Source organism: Alcanivorax sp. DG881 (assembly GCF_000155615.1).
In the GTDB taxonomy this organism is placed as follows: Bacteria; Pseudomonadota; Gammaproteobacteria; order Pseudomonadales; family Alcanivoracaceae; genus Alcanivorax.
This window is the reverse complement of record NZ_DS989915.1, coordinates 838,688-860,265: the sequence shown is the minus strand read 5'-3', so window position 1 is coordinate 860,265 and position 21,578 is coordinate 838,688. Positions and strand designations below refer to the sequence as shown.

The window sequence follows — 21,578 nt, the reverse complement described above, 5'->3', positions numbered from 1 at the left end:
CAGAAAAGAATGCGTTTAAGGTGAGTCTTATGTCCAGAGTACTTCTCGGCGTCAACATCGATCATATCGCCACTCTTCGCCAAGCCCGTGGCACCCGCTACCCTGAGCCGGTACAGGCTGCGCTGGTCGCGGAGCAGGCCGGTGCGGATGGCATTACCGTGCACCTGCGTGAAGACCGCCGGCATATCAATGACCGGGATGTGGAACTGCTGGCGCAGACGCTGCAGACCCGCATGAATCTGGAAATGGCGGCCACTGAAGAAATGGTGGGCATTGCCTGCCGCATTCAACCGCCGCATTGCTGCCTGGTACCGGAAAAACGTGAGGAGCTGACCACCGAAGGTGGGCTGGATGTGGCGGGCAACAAGGCCTGGATTGCCCAGTGTTGTCAGCGGCTGGGGCAAGCGGGTATTGAAGTGTCGTTGTTTATTGATGCGGATAAAGCGCAAATTGCTGCTGCCCGCGAATGCGGCGCCCCGGCAATCGAGATTCATACCGGTGGATACGCCGATGCAGAAACGGTGGACGCACAGCAGCAGGAGCTGGCGCGCATCCGTGAAGGCGTGGCGTTTGCGCTGGAGCAGGGGTTGGTGGTCAACGCTGGCCACGGTCTGCATTACCACAACACCTTGCCGATTGCAGAAATTCCGGGCATCAACGAGCTGAATATTGGCCACAGCATTATTGCCCGGGCGGCAATCACCGGGCTGGATGAAGCCGTGCGCAGCATGCGGGCCTTGCTCGACAAGGTTTAGGCACTGCATCCAGCGAAACATCGGAGTCTAGCCCAGAGTCATGACGTCGCCCTGGTCCTGCCAGAGCTGTTCCAGTGCACAGATTTCGTCGCACAGGGCAGAGACCCGCGGCCCCAGGCTGGCGCGGTCGCTGCCGGTCTTCAGGGCTTCTTCCAGCTGCCGAGCGCTCTGCTCCAGGCGGGGCGTGCCGCAGTAGCGGGTGGCGCCGTGGAGCTTGTGCACGCGTTCCAGCAAGTCATCGTTATCGTTCCGGTCGAAGGCGGCTGAGATAGCGGGCCGATCTGTTTCCAGACTATCGAGCAGCATTTTCAGCATTTCGTCGGCAAGATGATCCCGCCCCCCGGCACGACGACGGGCCAATTCAGGATCGAAGACCTGATCGCTGTTGGCGTTACTGTCAGGGGCTTGCGGCAGATCATCCGCGGTGCTATGCAGACGCTGGCGCGTGGCGGGTTTTCCCTGAACCTGGCAGTGCGGATAATCCTCCAGCCAGTGGGAAACACTTTCCGGGTTATTGCACAGCACCAGAATCGGGGTGCCAAGGGCAGCGAGGTCATCCAGAAGTTGCTGCAGGTCGATGCCCGGTGCCTGGCTGGGCAGGCCGACTACCAGAAAATCACTGTGGGACAGCGCACCCTGATCCAGCGTCGCCATGAGATCGTTGAGGTTGTGCTGTTCATGGATGCGAAGCTGCAAGTGGCTGAGCATGTGGTACAGGCCCAGCCGGCCGTATTCATCACTTTCGATCAAGGTGGCGGTGCAGCCTACCAGTGCATGGGGCGGCTGCTGGGGGGGCTGCTTTGGATCCCGCTCGGTGCGCAGGGTGAACCAGAAGGTGGAGCCACGGCCCTCGCGGCTGTCGATACCAATCTCGCCGCCCATGCCCTCCACCAGGCGCTTGCTGATGGCGAGCCCCAGCCCGGTTCCACCTTCCTGCCGGCGGGCGCTCTGGTCGGCCTGGGTAAAGGCGCTGAACAGGTCTTTCTGGGCTTCCGGATTCAAGCCGGGGCCGGTATCGGTGACGGTAATCTTGATGATTGCTTCTGCCCCCCGGTCTTCCTCCAGCATGGCACGCACTACCACGGAGCCCTGGTCGGTAAACTTGATGGCATTGCTGACCAGATTGGTCAGGACCTGGCGGATGCGCAGCGGATCGCCCAGCAAGGCGACCGGGACGTCTGAGTAGATAATGGCCGCCTGCTCCAGGCCCCGCTCCTGCGCCATGGGGGCGAGCAAGGTCTGCACGTCCTCGATCAGGTCATGGAGGTTGAGAGGGGTGTGATCGAGGGACAGTTTACCGGCCTCGATTTTGGAAAAATCGAGCACGTCGTTGATGATCGCCAACAGGGATTCCGCACTCTTGTGAATGGTAGAGAGGTAATCCTCCTGGCGCGGGGTCATGGGAGAGCGGTCCAACAGTTTGGTGAAGCCGAGAATGCCATTGAGCGGGGTGCGAATCTCGTGGCTCATGTTGGCCAGGAACTCGGATTTGATATGGCTGGCTTTCAGGGCTTCCTTGCGTGCCATGTCCAGTTCGATGTTCTGGATCTCGATGGTTTCCAGGGTTTCGCGCAGATCCTGGGTGGCCTGGTCCACATTCTGCTGCAACTCGGTCTGGGCGTCGGCCAGTGCCGCGACCATCTGTCGCAGGGCGGTTTCCAGTTCCGATAACTCACCTTTGGCCTGGGTGTGAATGGCCATACTGAGATCGCCATCGCGGATACGTTGCACCGCACTGACCATGTCGCTGATGGGCTGAGTCAGCTGGCGGGAAAAGCGCAGGGCGGGAACCATGGCGATCATGATCAGTGCCAGCATCACCAGAAACAGGGTGAGCAGATTTTCCAGCGTGGACAGATATTGCCCCTGCTGGGAAAACTCCACGGTGAGCTGGGCGGGCAGCACCCCGCTGAGATCCCGATCCAGCTGCCAGCTGGTATCGGTGGTGACCCGCCCCTGTGCATCGGGTGCCGCGCCGTCAGGGGCGGGGCGTAGCCGAGGCCCGGCGTGCAGGGTGGGCCGGCCATCGTTGAATACCAGGGTGGCGGCCCGGACGTCCTGTTCCTCAAGCAACTGGCGTAACAGGTTCTGCTGTTTGCGCTGGCTGTTATGGGGCAGGGTTTCCAGCTGGGCGGCGTAGCTATCGGTGACCAGTTGCTGACGTTGCGCATTGGTCTCGCGGACATCCACGATCCGGTTGACCATGGAATAGCCACCAATGACCAGCGCCGCCAGCAGGGCGGGCAGGGCGGCCATGAACATCAGGCGTGAGCGAAGGCTTTGGTTGACCATGAATCCCCGATTGCTGTTGTTTTCCCCATTATGCCTGAAGAGCAGCAACATGCAGCACGCTCCGCGCCACCGTGTTGTTGCGTGAGGCGTGCAGCATAAAGCGGCTTTTTAGGTACAATACGCGCCATGAATCATAAAACCATTGAACAGACCGTGGGTAATACGCCCCTTGTGCGTCTGCAGCGCATGCCCGGCAAGACCAGCAATACCATTCTGGTCAAGCTGGAGGGCAATAACCCGGCCGGCTCGGTAAAAGATCGCCCGGCATTGAACATGATCCTCAAGGCGGAGCAGCGCGGACAGATACAGCCCGGTGATACTCTGATTGAAGCCACCAGTGGCAACACGGGCATTGCCCTGGCCATGGCCGCTGCCATGCGCGGTTACCGCATGAAGTTGATCATGCCCGCCAACCAGAGTCAGGAGCGCCGTGATGCCATGGCCGCTTATGGCGCCGAGCTGATTTCGGTGAGCAAGGAAGAGGGCATGGAAGGTGCCCGCGACCTGGCCCAGGCCATGCAGGCCCGTGGCGAGGGTACGGTGCTGGATCAGTTCGCCAACCCGGATAACCCGCTGGCCCATTATGAAAGTACCGGCCCGGAAATCTGGCGCGATACGGATGGCGGTATTACCCATTTCGTTAGTTCCATGGGCACCACCGGCACGATCATGGGGTGCAGCATGTATCTGAAGGAGCAGAACCCGGCTATCCAGATTGTCGGCCTGCAGCCTACCGATGGTGCGTCCATTCCCGGCATTCGCCGCTGGCCGAAGGAATACCTGCCCTCCATCTATGATGATTCCCGCGTGGACCGTGTTGTGGATATGGATCAGGACCTGGCCGAGCGCACCATGCGCAGGTTGGCCCGCGAAGAAGGCATCAGCTGCGGTGTATCATCCGGCGGCGCCGTGGCCGGTGCGCTACGGTTGAGTGAAGAGCTGGAAAACGCCGTGATCGTGGCCATTATTTGCGACCGGGGCGACCGTTATCTGTCTACCGGGGTTTTTAATGCCGTTGACAGTTGATAGTGGACAATTGACAGCGAAAACAGGGAGAGCATGTGAACGTATTGGTCTTTGATATCGAAACCATCCCCGATCTGGATGGCGGGCGCCGCATCTACGACCTGGATGGGCTTAGCGACAAGGACACTGCCAGCGCCTTGCTCAACCTGCGCCGTCAGGAGAATGGCACCGAGTTTCTGCGCCTGCACCTGCACCGTATTGTCGCCATTTCCGTGGTGCTGCGTTCTGCGCAAGGGGTGAAAGTGTGGTCCCTGGGCGATGAGAACAGCACGGAGAAAGAGCTGATCGAGCGCTTCTATGACGGTATCGATCGCTTCACCCCGAACCTGGTGAGCTGGAATGGCGGTGGTTTCGATCTGCCGGTGTTGCACTATCGCGCGCTCAAGCATGGTGTTGCCGCTCACCGTTACTGGGAAACCGGCAACGAAGACACCAGTTTCAAATGGAACAACTACCTGAGCCGTTACCATCAACGCCACCTGGACCTGATGGACGTGCTGGCCATGTATAACGGGCGCGCCAATGCGCCGCTGGACCAGATCGCCACGTTGCTGGGCTTCCCGGGCAAGATGGGCATGAGTGGTGGCAAAGTCTTCGAGGCCTTCCAGGACGGTGACCTCAAGGGGATTCGTGATTATTGCGAAACCGACGTACTCAACACCTGGCTGGTGTATCTGCGTTTTCAGTTGATGCGCGGTGAGCTGGACGCTACCGGTTACGATCAGGAGCTGGCGTTGCTGCAGGACTACCTGAAGGAAGAAGGGCATCCGCACTTCCTGGCGTTCCTGGAGACCTGGCAGAAGGCATCGGCGAGCTGAGCTGATGCCGCTGGCGTCACAAATCTGACGCCAGCGGCCTGAAACGCTACAATCCGCACCACATTGGCAGCCTGCGTTGCATGGCTGCCCACTCCCGGATTTACCCCCAGAGTATTGAGATCTTCCATGGCACGACGTCGCAAGCAGTTACCGGAAACCCCGGAGCCCGCCAGCATTGAAACCCTGAGTCACGATGGCCGGGGCATCGCCCGCCGCGATGGCAAGACCACCTTCATTGATAATGCGCTGCCCGGTGAAGAGGTGATGTTCAAATTCACCTACATGCGCCGCAAGTTTGATGAAGGCAAAGCCGTGGAAATCGTCACCGCGTCCCCGGACCGGGTAACCCCGCCTTGCGAGCACAGCACCCTGTGCGGTGGCTGCAGCCTGCAGCATATGAGTCCGGCAGTGCAGGTGGCGCGCAAGGAAGCGGTGTTGCGTGAACAGCTGCAGCATTTTGGTGGCCTGGAGCCGGAAGAGTGGCTGCCGCCGCTGACCGGCCCGGTGACGGGGTACCGCAGCAAGGCCCGTCTGGGTGTGAAGTACGTGGAAGCCAAAGGGGAAACGCTGGTGGGCTTCCGGGAAAAGCGCAACAGCTTCATTGCCCAGCTCCGCACCTGTGAAGTGCTGATCCCGGACGTGGGGCACCGCCTCTCTGAACTGCGTACCCTGATGCACAGCCTGGAAAGCCGCAGCCGCATTCCGCAGATTGAGCTGGCCGCCGGGGATGACGATGTGGCCCTCATTATCCGCCATCTGGACCCATTGCCTGAGGCAGATCAACAGGCCCTGGTGGGCTTCTGCCAGAATCTGGGCTGGCACTGTTATCTGCAACCGGGCAACGAAAGTACCGTGCACCGGGTCTGGCCGGAAGACGGTGAGCAGCGTCTGTATTACTCACACCCGTCTGCCGGGGTGGAGTTGGCCTTTCATCCCACCGATTTCACCCAGGTGAATGCAGAGATTAATCGCAAGATGGTGCCTTTGGCACTGGACTTGCTGGACATCTCACCAGAACACACGGTGCTGGACCTGTTCTGCGGCCTGGGGAATTTCACCATTCCCGCCGCCAAGCGGGCCGGCAAGGTGGTGGGTGTAGAGGTCAGCCAGGCCATGGTGGAGCGTGGTTACGAGAATGCTCGCCGCAACGGCCTGGAAAACCTGGAGTTTCACGCCTGGGACCTGAGCCAGGACGTTAGCGGCCAAGCCTGGGCCAGACAGGCGTATGATCGTATTCTGATCGACCCGCCACGCACCGGCGCACTGGAAATGGTGAAGTTGATGCCCCGCCTTGGTGCATCAAGGATTGTTTATGTGTCATGCAACCCCGCCACACTGGCCCGTGATGCCGGGGAACTGATGGCGCTGGGCTACCGTCTTAAAGCGGCAGGTGTGATGGATATGTTCCCTCACACCACCCACGTCGAGTCCATCGCTGTATTCGAAAAAGCGAAGAAGAAGTAGCAGGTTCTGCCATGGTAACGGTAAGGCGACAGCCCTCAGAAGGTTCCATAGTTCACTGGCGCGACTGGATCACGCAGTTGGAAGATCGCGCCCCGGTCCGTGACCGTGCCTTGCTGGAACAGGCCTGTGAGCGCGCCGAACAATGCCAGCTGGCCGGTGAGGCCGCGGGCCGGGTGTGGCCCTATGGCAAAGGCTGTCTGGATATCGGCCTGGAAATGGGCGAAGTGTTGGTGGATCTGGGAGCCGACAGTGACATTCTTCCCGCCGCTATCCTTTACCGGGCCGTGCGCGAAGGGCAGATCACGCTGCTGGAAGTGGAAAAGGAATTCGGGCCGGATGTGGCCAACCTGATCGAAGGCGTGCTGCGCATGGCGGCGATCAGTACTTCGCTCAACCCCACCCGCAAGGCCGTGCTGGGCCAGCAGGATGGGCAGCTGGATAACATGCGCAAGATGCTGGTGGCCATGGTCGACGACGTGCGCGTCGCCCTGGTCAAGCTTGCGGAACGAACGGTGATCATCCGTGCGGTCAAGGAGTCGGAGCCGGAGCGCCAGCGCAAGGTGGCCCAGGAAATCTTCGATATCTACGCGCCGCTGGCCCACCGGCTGGGCGTTGGCCAGTTGAAATGGGAGCTGGAGGATCTGTCCTTCCGTTACCTGCAGCCGGGCGCCTACAAGAAAATTGCCAAGCTGCTGGATGAGAAGCGTCTGGTACGTGAAGAGTACATTGATAACGTGCTGGAGCACTTACGCGGCTATCTGGAAAAGAACGGCATCAGTGGCGCCGAGGTCAACGGGCGCGCCAAGCACATTTACAGCATCTGGCGGAAAATGCAGAAAAAGCACCTGGACTTCGGTGAAGTCTATGACGTGCGTGCGGTGCGTATTCTGGTACCGCAAGTACGCGACTGCTATGCGGCGCTGGGTGTTGTGCATTCCCTGTGGCAACACGTGCCCAAGGAATTCGACGATTACATCGCCAGCCCCAAAGGCAATGGTTACCAGAGCCTGCATACGGCGGTGGTCGGCCCGGAACGCAAGATGCTGGAGGTGCAGATTCGTACCTTCGATATGCATGAAGAGGCGGAGCTGGGTGTCTGTGCCCATTGGCGCTACAAGGAAGGCGCCAAGAAAGGCAAAAGTGGAGTTACCGATTACGAGCAACGGATTACCTGGCTGCGTCAGGTGCTCGAATGGCACGAAGAGCTGGGTGACGACAGCCCTGATGCCATGGTGGACGAGCTGCGCCACGGGCTGGTCAGCGACCGGGTGTATGTTTTCACCCCGGAAGGCCATGTGGTGGACCTGGAAGCGGGGGCCACGCCGGTGGATTTCGCCTATCACATCCATACCGAAGTAGGGCATCGCTGCCGGGGCGCCAAGGTGAACGGTCAAATCGTGCCGTTGAACTACAGCCTGAATACCGGTGAGCAGGTCACTATCCTCACCACCAAAGAAGGCGGCCCCAGCCGTGACTGGCTGACCCCGTCACTGGGCTATGTGGCGACGTCATCTGCCCGGGCGAGAATCCAGCAATGGTTCAAGCGTCAGGACCGTGATGTGCATATCGTTCAGGGTCGCACCATCCTGGAAAAGGAAATGTCGCGGCTGGCGCTGGAAAAAGTGGATCTGGATACCCTGGCGCCGCACCTCAATCTGAAAACCGGTGACGACGTATTGGCGTCGCTGGGTGCGGGCGATCTGCGCCCGGGGCATGTGGTCAATCAGGTGCAGGCCCTGCAGCCGGACCATAACCAGCAGGAAATGGAGTTTGTTCCGGCCAAGCCGAAAGCGTCCACCAGTGGTGATATCACCATTCATGGGGTGGGGAATCTGCTTACCCATATGGCCGGCTGCTGCCAGCCGGTGCCTGGTGATCAGGTCATGGGCTTTATTACCCAGGGGCGGGGCGTTACCGTTCACCGCGCCGACTGTGAGAAGTTGCTGGCCATGCAGGGTGATGACCCTAACCGGGTAATCGAAGTGACCTGGGGCGAAGCCGACCGAATTACCTACCCGGTGGATGTGTTTCTGCGCGCCTGGGATCGTCAGGGCCTGCTCAAGGACGTGATTGCCGTGCTGGCCAATGAAAAGGTCAACGTGACGGCCGTGCATACCCAGTCCCATCAGGATGACAACACCGCCACCATGCTGCTCACCCTGGAAATCGCCACCCTGGGGAACCTGGGCAAGGTGCTTGCCAAGATGGATCAGCTTAAAGGCGTGCTGGAAGTTCGGCGCTACAAGAAATAGCAATTAATAATTGATAATGAATAGTTAATAACGAAAACCGAAGGGCATGCCCGCGCCAAGGGTTTTGCCTTTCGTTATTAATTATTCATTCCGGTTCTGCATGATTCGCAAGCCATGCCACTATCAGCAGGGGAAAGCATGTCTACTACTCCCATCGACTCCCTCCTCTCCATCATGTCCCGCCTGCGCGACCCGGAAACCGGCTGCCCGTGGGATATCAAGCAGGACTTCGATTCCATTGCGCCTTATACCATTGAAGAAGCCTTCGAAGTGGCCGAGGCGATTGCCCAGCGGGACTATCCGGAATTGAAGGAAGAGTTGGGCGACCTGTTGCTGCAAGTGGTTTTCCATTCGCAAATGGCGCGAGAGCAGGGGCTGTTCGATTTCAATGAAGTGGTTCAGGTGCTGTGTGACAAGATGGTACGGCGCCACCCTCATGTCTTTGCGGATACCGAAGCGGGGGATGAGCAGGCGGTAAAGGCTAACTGGGAACAGATCAAGGAACAGGAACGCGCCGGCAAGGGGCGCGAACACGCCAGCGCCATTGATGGTGTGCCGGAAGGCCTGCCTGCACTGCAACGGGCCGGCAAGATTCAGAAGAAAGCCGCCAAGGTTGGCTTTGACTGGCACGCACCGGAACCCGTACGTGAACAGGTTGACCGGGAGCTGGCGGAGCTGGACGAAGCCCTTTCAAACGGTCACAAAGAGGCCATAGAAGATGAGTTCGGCGATGTGCTTTTTACCCTTGTAAACCTGTCACGCCATCTGAAAATCGACCCGGAGCAGGCACTTCGCCGGGCAACCAACAAGTTTGAACGGCGCTTTCGCACCATGGAGTGCGAACAATCTAACCCTTTGAAATCATTAGATGAAAATGCGTTGGAAGCCGCCTGGAAACAGGCGAAAAAATCTGCAGATTGACCCCTCCGATCCCCTTCTTGTTCCTGTGAAATAAAAACTTCACATAAGAGAAACTTTTCAGTCATCCACTCTCCCCATACTGCGCCACCAAGCAGTAAACGTTACCTCGCTTGGTTGGGGTTTCAGTCACGCTGTTACTTTGCATACAAAATATTGCCTGATTGAAGGAGTGTTGGAATGAAGAAGAATTTGCTTGCGATCGCTGTGGGGGCTGCCGTAGCTATGCCTAGCCTGGCCCTGGCCGATGGCCCGACTGTTTACGGTAAAGTTAACGTTTCCCTGGAAAACGCAGAGTTTGATGATGGCGTAAACCCCAGCGAAGATGCTTGGGAGCTGAACAGCAACGCTTCACGCCTGGGTGTTAAAGGTGATTTCGATCTGGACGTGGCTGGCCTGAAAGCTATCTACCAGGCTGAGTTCGAAATCAGCGTTGACGATGGTGATAAAAGCGGCCAGACCTTCACCCAGCGTAACATCTACGGTGGTTTGAAAGGTGGCTTCGGTACCCTGAAGGCGGGTAAATTCGATACCCCCACCAAGAAAGCCCAGGGCAAAATCGACCAGTTCAACGATATCGGCGGTGATATCAAGAACGTCCTGTCCGGCGAAAACCGGGTTTCCAACATCATCCAGTACAGCACGCCTGCTCTGGGTGACCTCGTAACCCTGAACGCTGCATTCATTCCTGCAGAAAACAACGACATCGACGGCGACGGCGATCCGGAAACCGGCCTGGCTGACACCATCTCTGTGTCTCTGGTTGCTGAAAAAGACATGTTCTACGGTGCCATCTCTCACGATGCGGACATGACCGACGAGCTGATCACCGATGAAACCGGTACCAGCCCAGCCATCGACATCACTCGTGTGGCTCTTGGCCTGAAGCCGGGTAACTTTGAAGTTGGCGCGCTGTTCCAGACTGCTGAAGAAACTGAAGCGGACGGTGAAGAAACCTCTTACATCCTGAGCGGTGCTTTCAAGATTGATCGTGTGAAGCTGAAAGCCCAGTACGGTATGACCGAAGGTGATGTGTCCGACGAAGAAGCGACTCAGGTAAGCCTGGGTGCAGACTACAAACTGGCCAAAGCCAGCAAAGTCTACGCTTACGGTACACAGCTTGAGTTCGATCTGGCTGACACTGAAGAAACCATCTTCGGTATCGGTATGGAACACAAGTTCTAAATAAAAAAAGCTCAGGCAGCTCCGACTGCCTGAGCAGACTTTCCTCGACGCAAGTAACAGTTGCCCGCCTTTTGGCGGGCTTTTTTTGGAGTTATTCAGCGGTCCCCTGGCCTTTTAACAGGCTTACTATGAACCTCCCGCACTTTGCATGACGCTCAATGCCGAATGCCAGACGCGAAACCACACAAACAGAAAACGAAACCCTGCTACCGCGGCGCTGTAGGAACGTAGTTCCGTGCTGCCCAAAGGGGGAGCGAAGCGAATAATTCCTCTTGAGGGACGAACCTCGGCAAGCGAGGGAATTCCCGTAGGCTGGCTTGTTCCGCAGATAAAGTCGGACGCCTGCCTGATAACCGCTGCCTGACGATTAAAACAACGGGGAAAGTGTCCTCATTGGTCACGGTTAAAGGGGGTTTCGGTTATTCCAACAGTCATCGGGTTTCAGGCGCCAGCAACTTCACGCTGGAATGATGCTTTCTGGAAAGTTTGCAATTAGATAGTGCACTATTTAATATGGCGCTATGAGTAAAGACGCTGAATCTGACACTACATTGCTCGACCTGGATATGCAGGTCTGCTTTGCCCTGTATTCCGCCCAGCTGGCGATGAACAAGGTCTACCGCAAGCTGCTGAAGACGCTTGGGCTCACGTACCCCCAATACCTGGTGATGATGGTGTTGTGGGAGAAAGATGGTCAGTCCGTGTCGGAAATCGGTGAGCGGCTGTATCTGGATTCCGCCACGTTGACACCCCTGTTGAAGCGTTTGGAGACCGCCGAGCTGGTGCAGCGCGCTCGCTCCCGGGCGGATGAAAGGCAGGTAGAAATTCGGCTGACCGGGCAAGGAAAAAAACTGCGGAAATCTGCAGAAGCGGTTCCCGAAGCCATACTTTGTTCAACCCGGTGTGAGCCGGACCAGTTATTGCAGCTTCGCAATGATCTGCATTCGCTGCGTCGCCGGCTGGCGAGCAACGACCTGGCTAACTGAGACGGCAAAGACCATTGAGCAATGACTTTTGTCCTTTTTTACGGATAAATAAATAGCGCGCTATTAAGTAGCGTGATGAAACTGCAAGGAGAATGATGATGAGCCTGGAAAAAGTACTGTACGAAGCGAAGGCAACGGCCACCGGTGGTCGAGATGGCAAGGCGACCAGCGATGATGGCCAGCTGAATGTAAAGCTGGCCACGCCGAAAGCGTTGGGCGGTTCGGGTGGCGAAGGCACGAACCCGGAGCAGCTGTTTGCGGCAGGGTATTCCGCCTGTTTTCTTGGTGCCTTGAAACTGGTTGCCGGGAAAGCCAAGGTGGCACTGCCAGATGAGACGTCGATTACCGGGCAGGTCGGCATTGGCCCGCTGGGTGGAGGCTTCGGGATTCAGGCCACACTGAATGTCCATATTCCAGGCCTGGAGAAAAGCGAAGCGCAAACGCTGGTGGAAAATGCACATCAGGTTTGCCCGTACTCCAATGCCACTCGTGGCAATATCGACGTGGAACTGGTGGTGACGGTCTAGGAAGCCTCTGAAAACGCCCCCTTGCGGAGGTGTTTTCAATAAAGCGTAAAAGAAGCAGCCTGAGGGCTGCTTTTTTGTGCTCGCTTCGTTTTACTGGTGTGAAAAGCGGTGGAACCGGGCTTCTGCCGTTGAGTCTGATGATAAAGCCCAACTTGAGGATACGCCCATGATGACCAGAACCCATGCCCTCCTTTCTTCACTATTGCTGGGGGCTGCTTTGGCCCTTGCCGGTTGTGATCAGCCAGAACCTGATGCGCAAGGTTTGCCGGATGATCGGGCGAAACAGGAAAACGCCCAGCAACGCGTGCTCGCGGGGAAAGTCATGTATCGCGAGCGCATGGCGATGCCGCCGGAAGCAACCGTAACGGTAACGCTGGCCGATGTATCCCGGATGGATGTCCCGGCCAGAATGATCGCTGAACAACATATTGATAACCCTGGAAATGTGCCGGTGCCTTTCGCGTTACGCTATGACAAGTCTTTCGCCGATAACGACCATCCGATGGCATATGCAGTGCGTGCGGAGATTCGTGATGGTGATGGGCGTTTGCTTTGGACGACGACTCAGCGGCACACGGTGGAACTGGGCGACAAGGAAGCGAACCAGAACATGACAGTCATGCTGGAGCGCGTCGATGCAGAAGCCCAGGCCCAGCCCGCTAGCAGTAAAGCGCAGGCCAAAGCGGATGGGGCCAGTTTCTGGGCGGCCGGTAACGAACCGGGGTGGCACCTGGCTGTTTACCCGGAGAAACGGCTGGTCTTTGTGTGGGACTACGGCAATAGCAGCATGACGACGCCGAATCCGGGGGCCAAAACCGAAGGGACGGAAACCATTTACATGGCGAGTACGGAGACCGGCGCCTTGAAAGTGGAAATCAGCGAGCAGCCGTGTGAAGACGTGATGAGTGGAGAGGCCTTCCCTTATCAGGTGAAAGTCACGCGCAATGGCACGCTGTACAGTGGCTGCGGGCAGGATCTTTAATCCGGTACCGCGCCGGTTTCTGCTAGCATTGATACTGGCGGCCGGAAGGGGTCGCGGTTAATAACGAAAAAGGACGGCCGGAATGTTGAGTTACGTGGCCCTTGGCCTGCTGGTTTTTGTGGGGCTGGTGCTGTTTTACGGCATCATCGCTATTCACGATATCCCATACGATATTGCCAAAAGCCGTAATCATCCGCATCAGGACGCGATTCATGTGGCGGGCTGGGTGAGCTTGTTTACGCTGCATGTGCTGTGGCCGTTCCTGTGGATCTGGGCCACCCTGTATCGGCCTGAGCGTGGCTGGGGCTTTCAACAGGTTCAGGCGCAGCAGCGAACCGACGAGACGCTAATCACTGCGCTCCAGGAAAAACTGGATGCGCAGTCCGAACGGTTGACCTTGCTGGAGCAGGCATTGGCAGAGAAGAAAGAGCATAACGACGGGGGCACTCTCTAATGGAAACCCTGTTACTTCTGACGTATGCCGCTATCTGTATTTTTATCTTCAAAGTATTCAAAGTGCCGCTGAATAAATGGACCGTCCCCACTGCGGTACTGGGTGGCATTGTGCTGGTGGGCGGGCTGGTACTGCTGATGAATTACAACCACCCGTTCACCAACAAGGTCCGCCAGGTGTATGTGGTGACGCCGCTTGTATCGGAAGTGCGGGCACGGGTGCTTGAGGTGCCGGTGAAGGCCAACACCCGGGTGAAGCAGGGTGAGCCACTGGTGGTGCTGGACAGTACGCGCTTTGAGGCAAGAGTGGCGCAGCTGGAAGCGCAACTGGCTGACATGGGCCAGCTGGCCCAGGGTAATGTGGCCGCAGTGGCGCAGGCTCGGGCCAAAGTTAGCCAGGCCACGGCTGAACGGGATCAGGCGCTACATAAATTACGTCGTTACGAAGGCGCGCCCACCGCCTTCAGCAAGCAGCAAATTGATACGCAGTTTGAACGCACCGTGGCGACCAGCGCGGACTTGGACGCGGCGAAAGCTGCTTTAGCAAAAGCAGAGACCGAGTTGAATGGTTCTGTGGATGGTGATGACCCTTCCGTGGCCGCGGTTAAAGCGCAACTCGAAGAAGCCCGGTTCAACCTGGAAAACACCGTCATCAGGGCACCGACCGATGGTTTTGTCACGCAATTGGCGGTGTTGCCGGGGATGATGGCGGTGCCTCTGCCCCTGAAGCCACTGGCCAACTTCGTCAGTGATCAGGAGCGCCGTTTTGTTGCGGCGTTTCGACAGCAATCCCTGTTGCGGCTGCAGCCGGGGTATGAGGCTGAACTAACGTTTACTTCCCTGCCTGGGCAGGTCTTTAGTGCCAAGCTGATCGAAGTGCTGCCTACTATTGCCGAATCTCAACTGGCAGCGGGACAAGCGCTGGTTGGTGGGGAAGCCTTTCAGCGCATGGATAATGAAACACTGACGGTGATTGAAATCGAGAAAAGCGATGCGGTGGATTCACTTCCATTGGGTGTCAGTGCCCAGGCTGCGGTTTATTCAGATCATGTTCATCATGTGGCGGTTATGCGTCAGATTCTGCTGAGAATGATGAGCTGGCAGCATTATCTCTATCTGGATCACTGACGCTGGTCGTCACAGTCCCCTGATGTTTCAGCGCGGGCGGCCTTTGGGTCGCCCGTTTTTGTTGCGGGGGCGAGTAAATGGTAGATAAACCGGCCCACGCCTAACCAGAGCAGCAAACTGAGTGACAGAAAGAACACGCTGCCATCGTTGTAGAGCGCGCCGGCGAGTGGCCCGAACACAACGCCGCTGACTAGCAGGGCCATGAAAATGGCCAATTGTCGACGGCGGCGCAGGCTGTCAGGTCGGCTGTCTGATTGATTGTGTGGGGGAGTGGACATGGTAATGAACGGTTCGGTCACAGAAGGAATTACCTTACCATAACGGCCTGTGTTCTATCTGTCCCGGAGGCCACCCATCGACGGTTACCCTGTCCCCGCATCGCCGATTGACCGCGAAATCATCATCAATAAAAGCCGTTTCATTACCTGGCTGAGACCGGTTTCTCAGCGCGAAGAGGCCATGGCGTTTGTCGATGAGGCCCGGCAACGCTACCCGGATGCGTCCCACCATTGTTATGCCTATTTGCTGGGAAATCCTGCCTCTGCTCAAGCCGCCATGAACGATGATGGCGAACCATCCGGCACCGCAGGCAAGCCCATCTTCAATGTTATCCAGCACAAGGGCATGAGTGATGTGCTGGTGGTGGTGATCCGTTATTTCGGTGGGGTAAAGCTGGGGGCAGGGGGATTGGTTCGTGCTTATGCTGCCGCGGCGGAATCGGTGCTGTCGGCAGTGGAACGTGTAGAACACACACCGCAGACGTCCTTGCGGCTTGATGTACCCTTTGCGCTGGAGCAGCGCGTTCGGCTCTGGGCGGAGCAACATGCTGCGCAAATAGGGGAGGTGTCCTATGGGCAACACGTCAGCATGGAGGTGCTGTGTCAGACCGCAGATTGTGACGACCTGCTAGAACTGTGTGCGGCAGAGCAGATAACGGTGGTCCGCCCCGGATTATGACCGCTTTGTACGCGGCCATGTCGTAATCCGCCCTTTTCCCGGGCAGGCTGAGTCGGCAGGGTAACAAGAAAAGGAGCGTTATTATGAGTGATAAGCCTGTGATTGATCCTAACCCCAAAAAACTACCGGACATTCTGGCCTCTCTCCCAGCCGGGACGCCCATTGTGATGCTTAATTTGCTGCGTTTTAAGGAAAAGGCCATCTACAAGGATGGCGAGGCGGACTACAGTGGCCGCGAGGCGTACCAGAAATATTCCGACGTGGCGTTCGGCAAGGTCCGTGGTGTGGGCGGTGAAATGGTGTGGAAGGGCAAGTCCCTGGCCGGGGTGATTGCACCGGAGAATGAACAGTGGGATGAGGTTCTGCTGGTTCGCTACCCTTCCAAAGAGGCTTTTGCGAGCATGCTGGCAGACCCGGAATACCGTGAAGCGACCAGGCATCGTACTGCAGCGCTGCACGAAGCACGGTTGGTGGCGATGGAGGAAAACTGAAAGACCCGGAGGGCGAGGCCTGAAGCGCCCATCTGCTGCGCCTTGCCTCTAGGAAAGGGAACCACCCTGTCCGTCGAGACAAGACACAACAGCTGCACGCTTCAGGTCTCGCTGAGCACGCAAGGAGTTTTTCAGAGGTTCCTTAATAACGAAACTGGAGTGGCCTCGATGGACAGGGTTAATAATCACGCTTGATAGTAGCCTTATGGTTTCGTTATTGATTATTCACTATTAATTATTCATTGGCGTTCCCATGACAAACCAACCTGTAGGCATTCCCATCCCCGGCGGCCACACCATGCGTGCCCGCTGGCTACGCCCTGACACCCCTCATCCGCACAAGGCGGCGGTGATCGCCATTCACGATATTTTTGGTTATACCGACGATATTGAGCGCATCGCCCAGCGGCTGGCGGATAACGGCTACCCGGTGTTGGTGCCGGATCTCTATGATTTGCCCGGCAGCAAGGCGTTATGTGTGGTGAAGACCCTGAAAGCCCATGAAACCGGCAAAGGCCCGGCGTTTGCCCAGTTGGAAGCCTGTCGTGAATGGTTGCTGGCACAAAGCGAAGAGCCGGTGACCCAGGTGGGGGTGATGGGTTTTTGTATGGGTGGGCGATTTGCTGTGCTGTATGCCAGCCAGGCCCCGGTGCAGGTGGTTGCGCCTTTTTATGGCGGGATTCCCAAAAAGGCCGAGACCTTGCGCGGCATTTGTCCTGCCGTAGGAGGCTGGGGCAAGCAGGATATGCTCTACGGTGACCATGGCGAGCGTTTGGCGAGCCATCTGGAAACCCTCGGGGTGCCCCACGATATCCGCAGTTATGACGATGTGGGCCATTCCTTCATGAATGACCACCAGACCTTCACGTTCAAGAAGCTGGGCCCCTTGCCGCCGCTACGATCAAAATTCGACGCAGGCGCCTCAGAGGACAGCTGGCAACGTGTGCTGGCGTTCTTCGAGAAAGTCTTCAGCGGTGAGCTGACTGCTACGCCTGCGGCATGATGCCTACGCCAAAAGCCCCTCAAGTTGCCCGGCCGGTTTTGTTTGGTCGGGCGTCAGGCATTCGGCACCAGGCGACTTCGTCTCCCTGCCCCTCAATACCGCGATGAGCCCTTACTTATCGCAGGCACCGAGCCATTTGGCTTCGCTGTGGGTGGTCATGGACTGTTTGTTGCCGGTGACCGTGGTACTGGTGGTGTAGTGTTTGGGATTGTGCAGCACCATTTCGCCGCGAATTTTGGTGGGGGTGTTGCTCCCGGGCATCTTGCAGCTGGCGCTCCAGTGCAGGGTATTACCGCTGCGATTCACTTCGCCAGCCCCGCAGCCTCCCTGTTTCCAGCTATCGCGCATGGCGATTTCCGGGTTCGCGGCCTGGGCCTGGGTCAGGCATTCCTTGCGAACCTGGTTGCGCATGGCATCGGGGACTGCAGGTGAATTCAGTTTGGCGGTGATCTCCCAGAGCCCGGGGGTGAGTTCATTGGCCTGGGTTGCCAGCGAGGCAAGGCTCAGGGGAAGGGCAGTCAGCAAGCACAGGCCAAATCGGGTAGCAGTATTCATAACGATTCCCTTCGCGAGTACAGGTTAAGGCTGATCCCCGAGCTCGCGCCAGCGTCGGTTCAGGCGGGGCGCTGGCTGAGGGGGAATTCGCATAGATCCGCGATCAGGCAATCACCGCATTTGGGCTTGCGGGCGATGCAGACATAGCGGCCATGCAGAATCAGCCAGTGATGAGCATCGCGCAGAAATTCCTCCGGCACCAGTCGTACCAGCCGTTTTTCGACCTCCAGCACGTTTTTGCCCGGGGCAATACGGGTGCGGTTGGATACCCGAAAGATGTGGGTATCCACCGCCATGGTGGGGTAGCCATAGGCGGTATTCAGCACCACATTGGCGGTTTTCCGCCCCACGCCGGGTAGCGCTTCCAGCTCCTCACGGGTGCGCGGGACCTGGCTGTCGTGCTGTTCGATCAAAATACGGCACAACTGGATGATGTTTTCGGCCTTGGAGTTAAACAGGCCGATGGTCTTGATGTACTCTTTAAGCCCGTCGACGCCCAGCGCAAAAATGGCTTCCGGCGTATTGGCGACCGGATACAGGCGTGCGGTGGCTTTATTCACCCCCACATCCGTGGCTTGGGCCGAGAGCACTACGGCAACCAGCAGCTCAAAGTCCGACTGGTATTCCAGTTCAGTGGTCGGGTGCGGGTTCTGGGCGCGCAGACGGGAAAAAATTTCGGTACGTTTCTCGCGGTTCATAGCATCATCCTGTGTTCGCGGGGCAGTATAGCGGATGAAGCGGCGGCTGTGAGGGGGAGGATTCTTCATCGCAGTGGCCTGTCGGGCCTGCAAGAGCGGGTCGAAGAAGGAGAGTTAGATGCAGTTTTCCGCCATGGAAACCCTGATGATTGCCCTGTTAGTACTGGGCACAGGTCAGTGGCTGGTACACCGGATTTCCATTCTGTCACGGCTGAATATGCCGGAGCCGGTGGTGGGGGGCTTGTTGGCTACCATCATCGTGACGGGCCTCCAGATCGGTGGTGTTTCCCTGACATTCGATGAAAGCATGAAAGTGCCCTCCATGCTGTTTTTCTTCGGGGCCGTCGGCTTGGCTGCCGATTTCCGCCTGCTCAAGCAGGGTGGCTGGGCCATGTTGCTGTTTGCGGTGCTGGTGATTGTGCTGGTCGCCTTGCAGGACCTGGCCGGGGTTGGCATGGCCAAGTTAATGGGGCTTGAACCCTACTATGGGCTGATTGGCGGCTCGGTCACCATGACCGGGGGCCATGGAACCGGGGCGGCCTGGGCCAGTGTATTCGAGAAGGATTTTGGGCTCACCGGTGTGTCCGAACTGGCAGCGGCATCCGCCACGTTTGGTCTGGTGTTTGGTGCTCTGCTGGGTGGCCCGTTGGCCATGTTCCTGATTCGCCGCTACCGCATTGCCGCACCGGCCCACGGGGCCGCAGACGATGATGCGGCTTACGACAAGGCTGAACGGCCACACCCGATTTCGGCGGGCAGCGTGATCCGCATTCTGATGCTGCTTTCCGTGGGCGTTGTGGTGGGCAAGGTGGCGGCCGAGGAGTTTGCTTCCGTGTTCCGCCTGCCGACTTTTGTGTGGGTGTTGTTCGTGTGCATTTTGCTGGGCAATACCGCACGCCGCTTGTGGCGCGTTAACGACGCCACCATCGATGTGGTGGGGAATACGGCGCTGGGGATCTTTCTGGCGATTACGCTGATGAGCCTGCAACTACTGCAGTTGGTGGACCTGGCGTTGCCCATGTTGGCCATGCTGGTCGGTCAGGTGCTGCTGGCGCTGGCGTTTATTACCTTTGTGACTTTCCGTTTGATGGGGCGCAACTATGATTCGGCGGTGCTGTGTGCCGGCCATTGTGGCTTTGCCATGGGCGCGACCCCAACCGCGGTCGCCAACATCCAGGCGGTAACGCAGCACCATGGGCCGTCGCCGTTGGCGTTCATTATCGTCCCGGTGGTGGGGGGCTTTATCGTGGATATTGCCAATGCCACGATTATCCAGACATTCGTGTCTGTGCTCTCGGGGTAATCGCCAGTTGGCGGGTTTTCTACAGCGCACCGGCAAGACACAAAAAAGCCCGCATTGGCGGGCTTTTTTGTGTCGAGTGGGAGACTTACTGAATCACCACGTCACCGTCTTCAATGCGCAGGCGTTCGCCGGGTTTCTTGTCCATGCGAATCGTCTCTTCATTGTCATTGAAGGTGTAGGTCACGTCATAGCCTTCGGTGCGGCTTTTGTCTTCCATCACCGTGTTACAACGCTGTTCCGTGGTGGTGTAGGTGTTTTTTTCCTGCATCCCTTTCTGGATCTGGTTACCGGCGACACCACCGGCAATCGCACCGCCGGCTGTTGCGGCGTCCTTACCGCTACCACCACCAAACTGATGACCAACCACGCCACCGATCACCGCACCGACCACACTACCGGTGACCCGGTGTTGGTCTTTCACGGGTTTTTTGCGCTCAACATTAACCTGCTGACACACCTCACGCGGTTCCTGCCAGGTCTTCACAATGGGGTCCACATTGACCACTTTGGCATAGCCTGATTTTTGCGGGGTTACTGCCTGATAAGCACCATAACCCACGCCTGCGACGGCCACGGCACCCACAATACTCAGGGTGGCAATTGCTGCGCTTTTCATGGCTCACTCCTTATTCCGTTATTTCCCTGTTAGAGCCAGTCTGGCACAGAGAGTTCGCCGTGAAAGGGGGCTCAATTGCAAAAGAGTGTGAAGGTAAAAGGCAGGTAAAAAATCACCGCAGCGTTATGCTATTGTCCGCCTGTGCAGCGGTTTGCAGTGCCAGGATCGGGAACAATTCTGGCGCACGGGTCAGTGCTCTCATTGGGTTATTTTACCGCCACGATTCATGACTATTCACCGTCACAAAGATGCATACAAGGGGATGTATGGAACAGAGTGTGGAGACAAAAGCCGCTGCTGCTGCGCAACTGGATGGGCAGTTGCAGGCAGAATATTTCCACCTCACCAGCTTGATTGATTCGTTTGATCAGAAGTCGCTGACCATCAAGGCCTGGAGTGTGACGCTGGCTGGAATTCTGGCGGGGTCAGGGGCGTTTTTTGACCGCCCGGCGCTGCTGTGGGTCGGGGTAGTGGGAAGCTTGCTGTTCTGGTTGGTGGAAGGGCACTGGAAGGCCTTTCAGTCCGCGCATTATGCGCGTATCGAAAAAATCGAAGCGCATTTTCGTGGCGAAGTGGACGAAATCGCCCCCTTCCAGAGCGCCGATAGCTGGGAACGCAGCCGCCGCGCCGGCGGCATGAAAGAACTGCTGCGCATCCTGCGTTGGCGGCACGTGTTTCTGCCACACGGGTTGGTGGCGGTGGCGCTATTGGTGGCAGCGTTGGTGCTGTAGGAGCGGCGCTCGAGCCGCGAAAACGGTTGCCGTAGGAGTGTCGCTGGCGGCGCGATAACAACAGCGGCGGGTTGCGAGAAGCGAGTTTCGAAAAGCAGAATCTCAAAGAGCAGACGTTTCAGGCTTTCGCGACCCGGAACGACTTTATCGCGCCGCCAGCGACGCTCCTACGCAGGTGCAGTGGTCCGGTTAACTGACTTTCCCGGTGGTGCGTACCCGGCGGCTGACTTTGGGTTCGTCGCTGGCGTTGCGCTTCTGGGCTTCCTTGAGATGTTTGTCGATGACGTTCTTGCCGGCGATGATCAGGCCCATGCCCAGGAAGGCGCCGGGAGGCAGGACGGGCAACAGGAAGCCGCCATAGTTGTCGATGACAGTGAGTTCCCAGTTGGCCGCCATGGGGCCGAACAGCAGCTGCTTGTTGGTGAACAGGGTGCCCTG

22 protein-coding genes and 1 pseudogene are annotated in these 21,578 nt (G+C 57.8%); 17 read left to right on the top strand and 6 right to left on the bottom strand.

The window, feature by feature from the left end; translation table 11 throughout:
• Positions 1-29: 29 nt before the first annotated feature.
• Positions 30-755: a pyridoxine 5'-phosphate synthase gene (gene pdxJ, locus ADG881_RS03830; RefSeq protein ID WP_007151190.1), complete on the top strand. Its 726-nt coding sequence runs from the start codon at positions 30-32 to the stop codon at positions 753-755.
• Between the two features lie 27 nt (positions 756-782).
• Here pdxJ and ADG881_RS03825 read toward each other — a convergent pair whose 3' ends face one another.
• Positions 783-3,047, bottom strand: coding sequence for an ATP-binding protein (locus ADG881_RS03825; RefSeq protein WP_232211679.1), 2,265 nt, complete (start codon positions 3,045-3,047; stop codon positions 783-785).
• 126 nt (positions 3,048-3,173) lie between these two features.
• Here ADG881_RS03825 and cysM point away from each other — a divergent pair, with 126 nt between their 5' ends.
• From cysM to ADG881_RS03770, 11 genes are all read left to right on the top strand, one after another.
• A complete protein-coding gene (gene cysM / locus ADG881_RS03820; protein WP_007151060.1) occupies positions 3,174-4,073 on the top strand; it encodes a cysteine synthase CysM in 900 nt (299 codons plus the stop codon).
• Between the two features lie 35 nt (positions 4,074-4,108).
• Entirely contained in the window at positions 4,109-4,891 is a 783-nt protein-coding gene (locus ADG881_RS03815; protein WP_007148584.1) for a 3'-5' exonuclease, read from the top strand.
• Between the two features lie 126 nt (positions 4,892-5,017).
• The gene (gene rlmD / locus ADG881_RS03810; RefSeq protein ID WP_007149908.1) at positions 5,018-6,355 is read left to right on the top strand and encodes a 23S rRNA (uracil(1939)-C(5))-methyltransferase RlmD; all 1,338 of its coding nucleotides are present in this window, start codon (positions 5,018-5,020) and stop codon (positions 6,353-6,355) included.
• 11 nt (positions 6,356-6,366) lie between these two features.
• Positions 6,367-8,607, top strand: a complete 2,241-nt coding sequence (gene relA / locus ADG881_RS03805) for a GTP diphosphokinase (RefSeq protein ID WP_039926082.1) — start codon at positions 6,367-6,369, stop codon at positions 8,605-8,607.
• Between the two features lie 138 nt (positions 8,608-8,745).
• Positions 8,746-9,528, top strand: a complete 783-nt coding sequence (mazG, locus tag ADG881_RS03800) for a nucleoside triphosphate pyrophosphohydrolase (protein WP_039926081.1) — start codon at positions 8,746-8,748, stop codon at positions 9,526-9,528.
• 177 nt (positions 9,529-9,705) lie between these two features.
• Positions 9,706-10,710: a porin gene (locus ADG881_RS03795; RefSeq protein ID WP_039926079.1), complete on the top strand. Its 1,005-nt coding sequence runs from the start codon at positions 9,706-9,708 to the stop codon at positions 10,708-10,710.
• 521 nt (positions 10,711-11,231) lie between these two features.
• Positions 11,232-11,696 carry a MarR family winged helix-turn-helix transcriptional regulator gene (locus tag ADG881_RS03790; RefSeq protein ID WP_007150666.1) on the top strand — a complete coding sequence of 155 codons (465 nt, stop codon included), beginning with the start codon at positions 11,232-11,234 and terminating at the stop codon, positions 11,694-11,696.
• 98 nt (positions 11,697-11,794) lie between these two features.
• On the top strand, positions 11,795-12,223 hold the full coding sequence (locus ADG881_RS03785) for an organic hydroperoxide resistance protein (RefSeq protein ID WP_039926077.1): 429 nt from the start codon (positions 11,795-11,797) through the stop codon (positions 12,221-12,223).
• A 166-nt stretch (positions 12,224-12,389) separates the two neighbouring features.
• Positions 12,390-13,205 (top strand): YbaY family lipoprotein, encoded by an 816-nt coding sequence (locus ADG881_RS17200; protein WP_050760115.1) that lies wholly within the window; start codon positions 12,390-12,392, stop codon positions 13,203-13,205.
• A gap of 82 nt (positions 13,206-13,287) precedes the next feature.
• Positions 13,288-13,659: a DUF3302 domain-containing protein gene (locus tag ADG881_RS17860; protein ID WP_039926075.1), complete on the top strand. Its 372-nt coding sequence runs from the start codon at positions 13,288-13,290 to the stop codon at positions 13,657-13,659.
• On the top strand, positions 13,659-14,786 hold the full coding sequence (locus ADG881_RS03770; RefSeq protein ID WP_007150153.1) for an HlyD family secretion protein: 1,128 nt from the start codon (positions 13,659-13,661) through the stop codon (positions 14,784-14,786). The genes ADG881_RS17860 and ADG881_RS03770 overlap by 1 nt, the downstream gene beginning before the upstream one ends.
• Here the strand turns inward: ADG881_RS03770 and ADG881_RS03765 are convergent.
• The gene (locus ADG881_RS03765; protein ID WP_039926073.1) at positions 14,780-15,085 is read right to left on the bottom strand and encodes a hypothetical protein; all 306 of its coding nucleotides are present in this window, start codon (positions 15,083-15,085) and stop codon (positions 14,780-14,782) included. The genes ADG881_RS03770 and ADG881_RS03765 overlap by 7 nt on opposite strands.
• A 28-nt stretch (positions 15,086-15,113) precedes the next feature.
• On the opposite strand from ADG881_RS03765, the gene ADG881_RS03760 reads away from it, so the two are divergent.
• The 3 genes from ADG881_RS03760 to ADG881_RS03750 all read left to right on the top strand — a co-directional run bounded on the left by ADG881_RS03760 (position 15,114) and on the right by ADG881_RS03750 (position 17,237).
• Positions 15,114-15,743 (top strand): YigZ family protein, encoded by a 630-nt coding sequence (locus tag ADG881_RS03760; RefSeq protein ID WP_007148493.1) that lies wholly within the window; start codon positions 15,114-15,116, stop codon positions 15,741-15,743.
• Between the two features lie 83 nt (positions 15,744-15,826).
• Positions 15,827-16,234, top strand: coding sequence for a DUF1330 domain-containing protein (locus ADG881_RS03755; RefSeq protein ID WP_039926071.1), 408 nt, complete (start codon positions 15,827-15,829; stop codon positions 16,232-16,234).
• Positions 16,235-16,487: 253 nt separating this feature from the next.
• Positions 16,488-17,237: a dienelactone hydrolase family protein gene (locus tag ADG881_RS03750; protein ID WP_007150937.1), complete on the top strand. Its 750-nt coding sequence runs from the start codon at positions 16,488-16,490 to the stop codon at positions 17,235-17,237.
• Positions 17,238-17,348: 111 nt separating this feature from the next.
• Here the strand turns inward: ADG881_RS03750 and ADG881_RS03745 are convergent, their stop codons facing one another.
• Together ADG881_RS03745 and nth are read right to left on the bottom strand one after the other, a co-directional pair.
• The gene (locus ADG881_RS03745; RefSeq protein WP_007149980.1) at positions 17,349-17,792 is read right to left on the bottom strand and encodes a DUF3617 domain-containing protein; all 444 of its coding nucleotides are present in this window, start codon (positions 17,790-17,792) and stop codon (positions 17,349-17,351) included.
• A gap of 59 nt (positions 17,793-17,851) precedes the next feature.
• The gene (gene nth, locus ADG881_RS03740; RefSeq protein WP_007149505.1) at positions 17,852-18,490 is read right to left on the bottom strand and encodes an endonuclease III; all 639 of its coding nucleotides are present in this window, start codon (positions 18,488-18,490) and stop codon (positions 17,852-17,854) included.
• A gap of 118 nt (positions 18,491-18,608) precedes the next feature.
• Here nth and gltS point away from each other — a divergent pair, with 118 nt between their 5' ends.
• A complete protein-coding gene (gltS, locus tag ADG881_RS03735; protein WP_007151053.1) occupies positions 18,609-19,793 on the top strand; it encodes a sodium/glutamate symporter in 1,185 nt (394 codons plus the stop codon).
• Positions 19,794-19,878: 85 nt separating this feature from the next.
• Here gltS and ADG881_RS03730 read toward each other — a convergent pair whose 3' ends face one another.
• Positions 19,879-20,409, bottom strand: a complete 531-nt coding sequence (locus ADG881_RS03730) for a glycine zipper 2TM domain-containing protein (RefSeq protein WP_007150185.1) — start codon at positions 20,407-20,409, stop codon at positions 19,879-19,881.
• Between the two features lie 266 nt (positions 20,410-20,675).
• On the opposite strand from ADG881_RS03730, the gene ADG881_RS03725 reads away from it, so the two are divergent.
• Positions 20,676-21,140 (top strand): hypothetical protein, encoded by a 465-nt coding sequence (locus ADG881_RS03725; protein WP_007149515.1) that lies wholly within the window; start codon positions 20,676-20,678, stop codon positions 21,138-21,140.
• A 189-nt stretch (positions 21,141-21,329) separates the two neighbouring features.
• Here ADG881_RS03725 and ADG881_RS03720 read toward each other — a convergent pair.
• Positions 21,330-21,578: pseudogene (locus ADG881_RS03720) on the bottom strand (electron transport complex subunit RsxE); the annotation flags it as partial.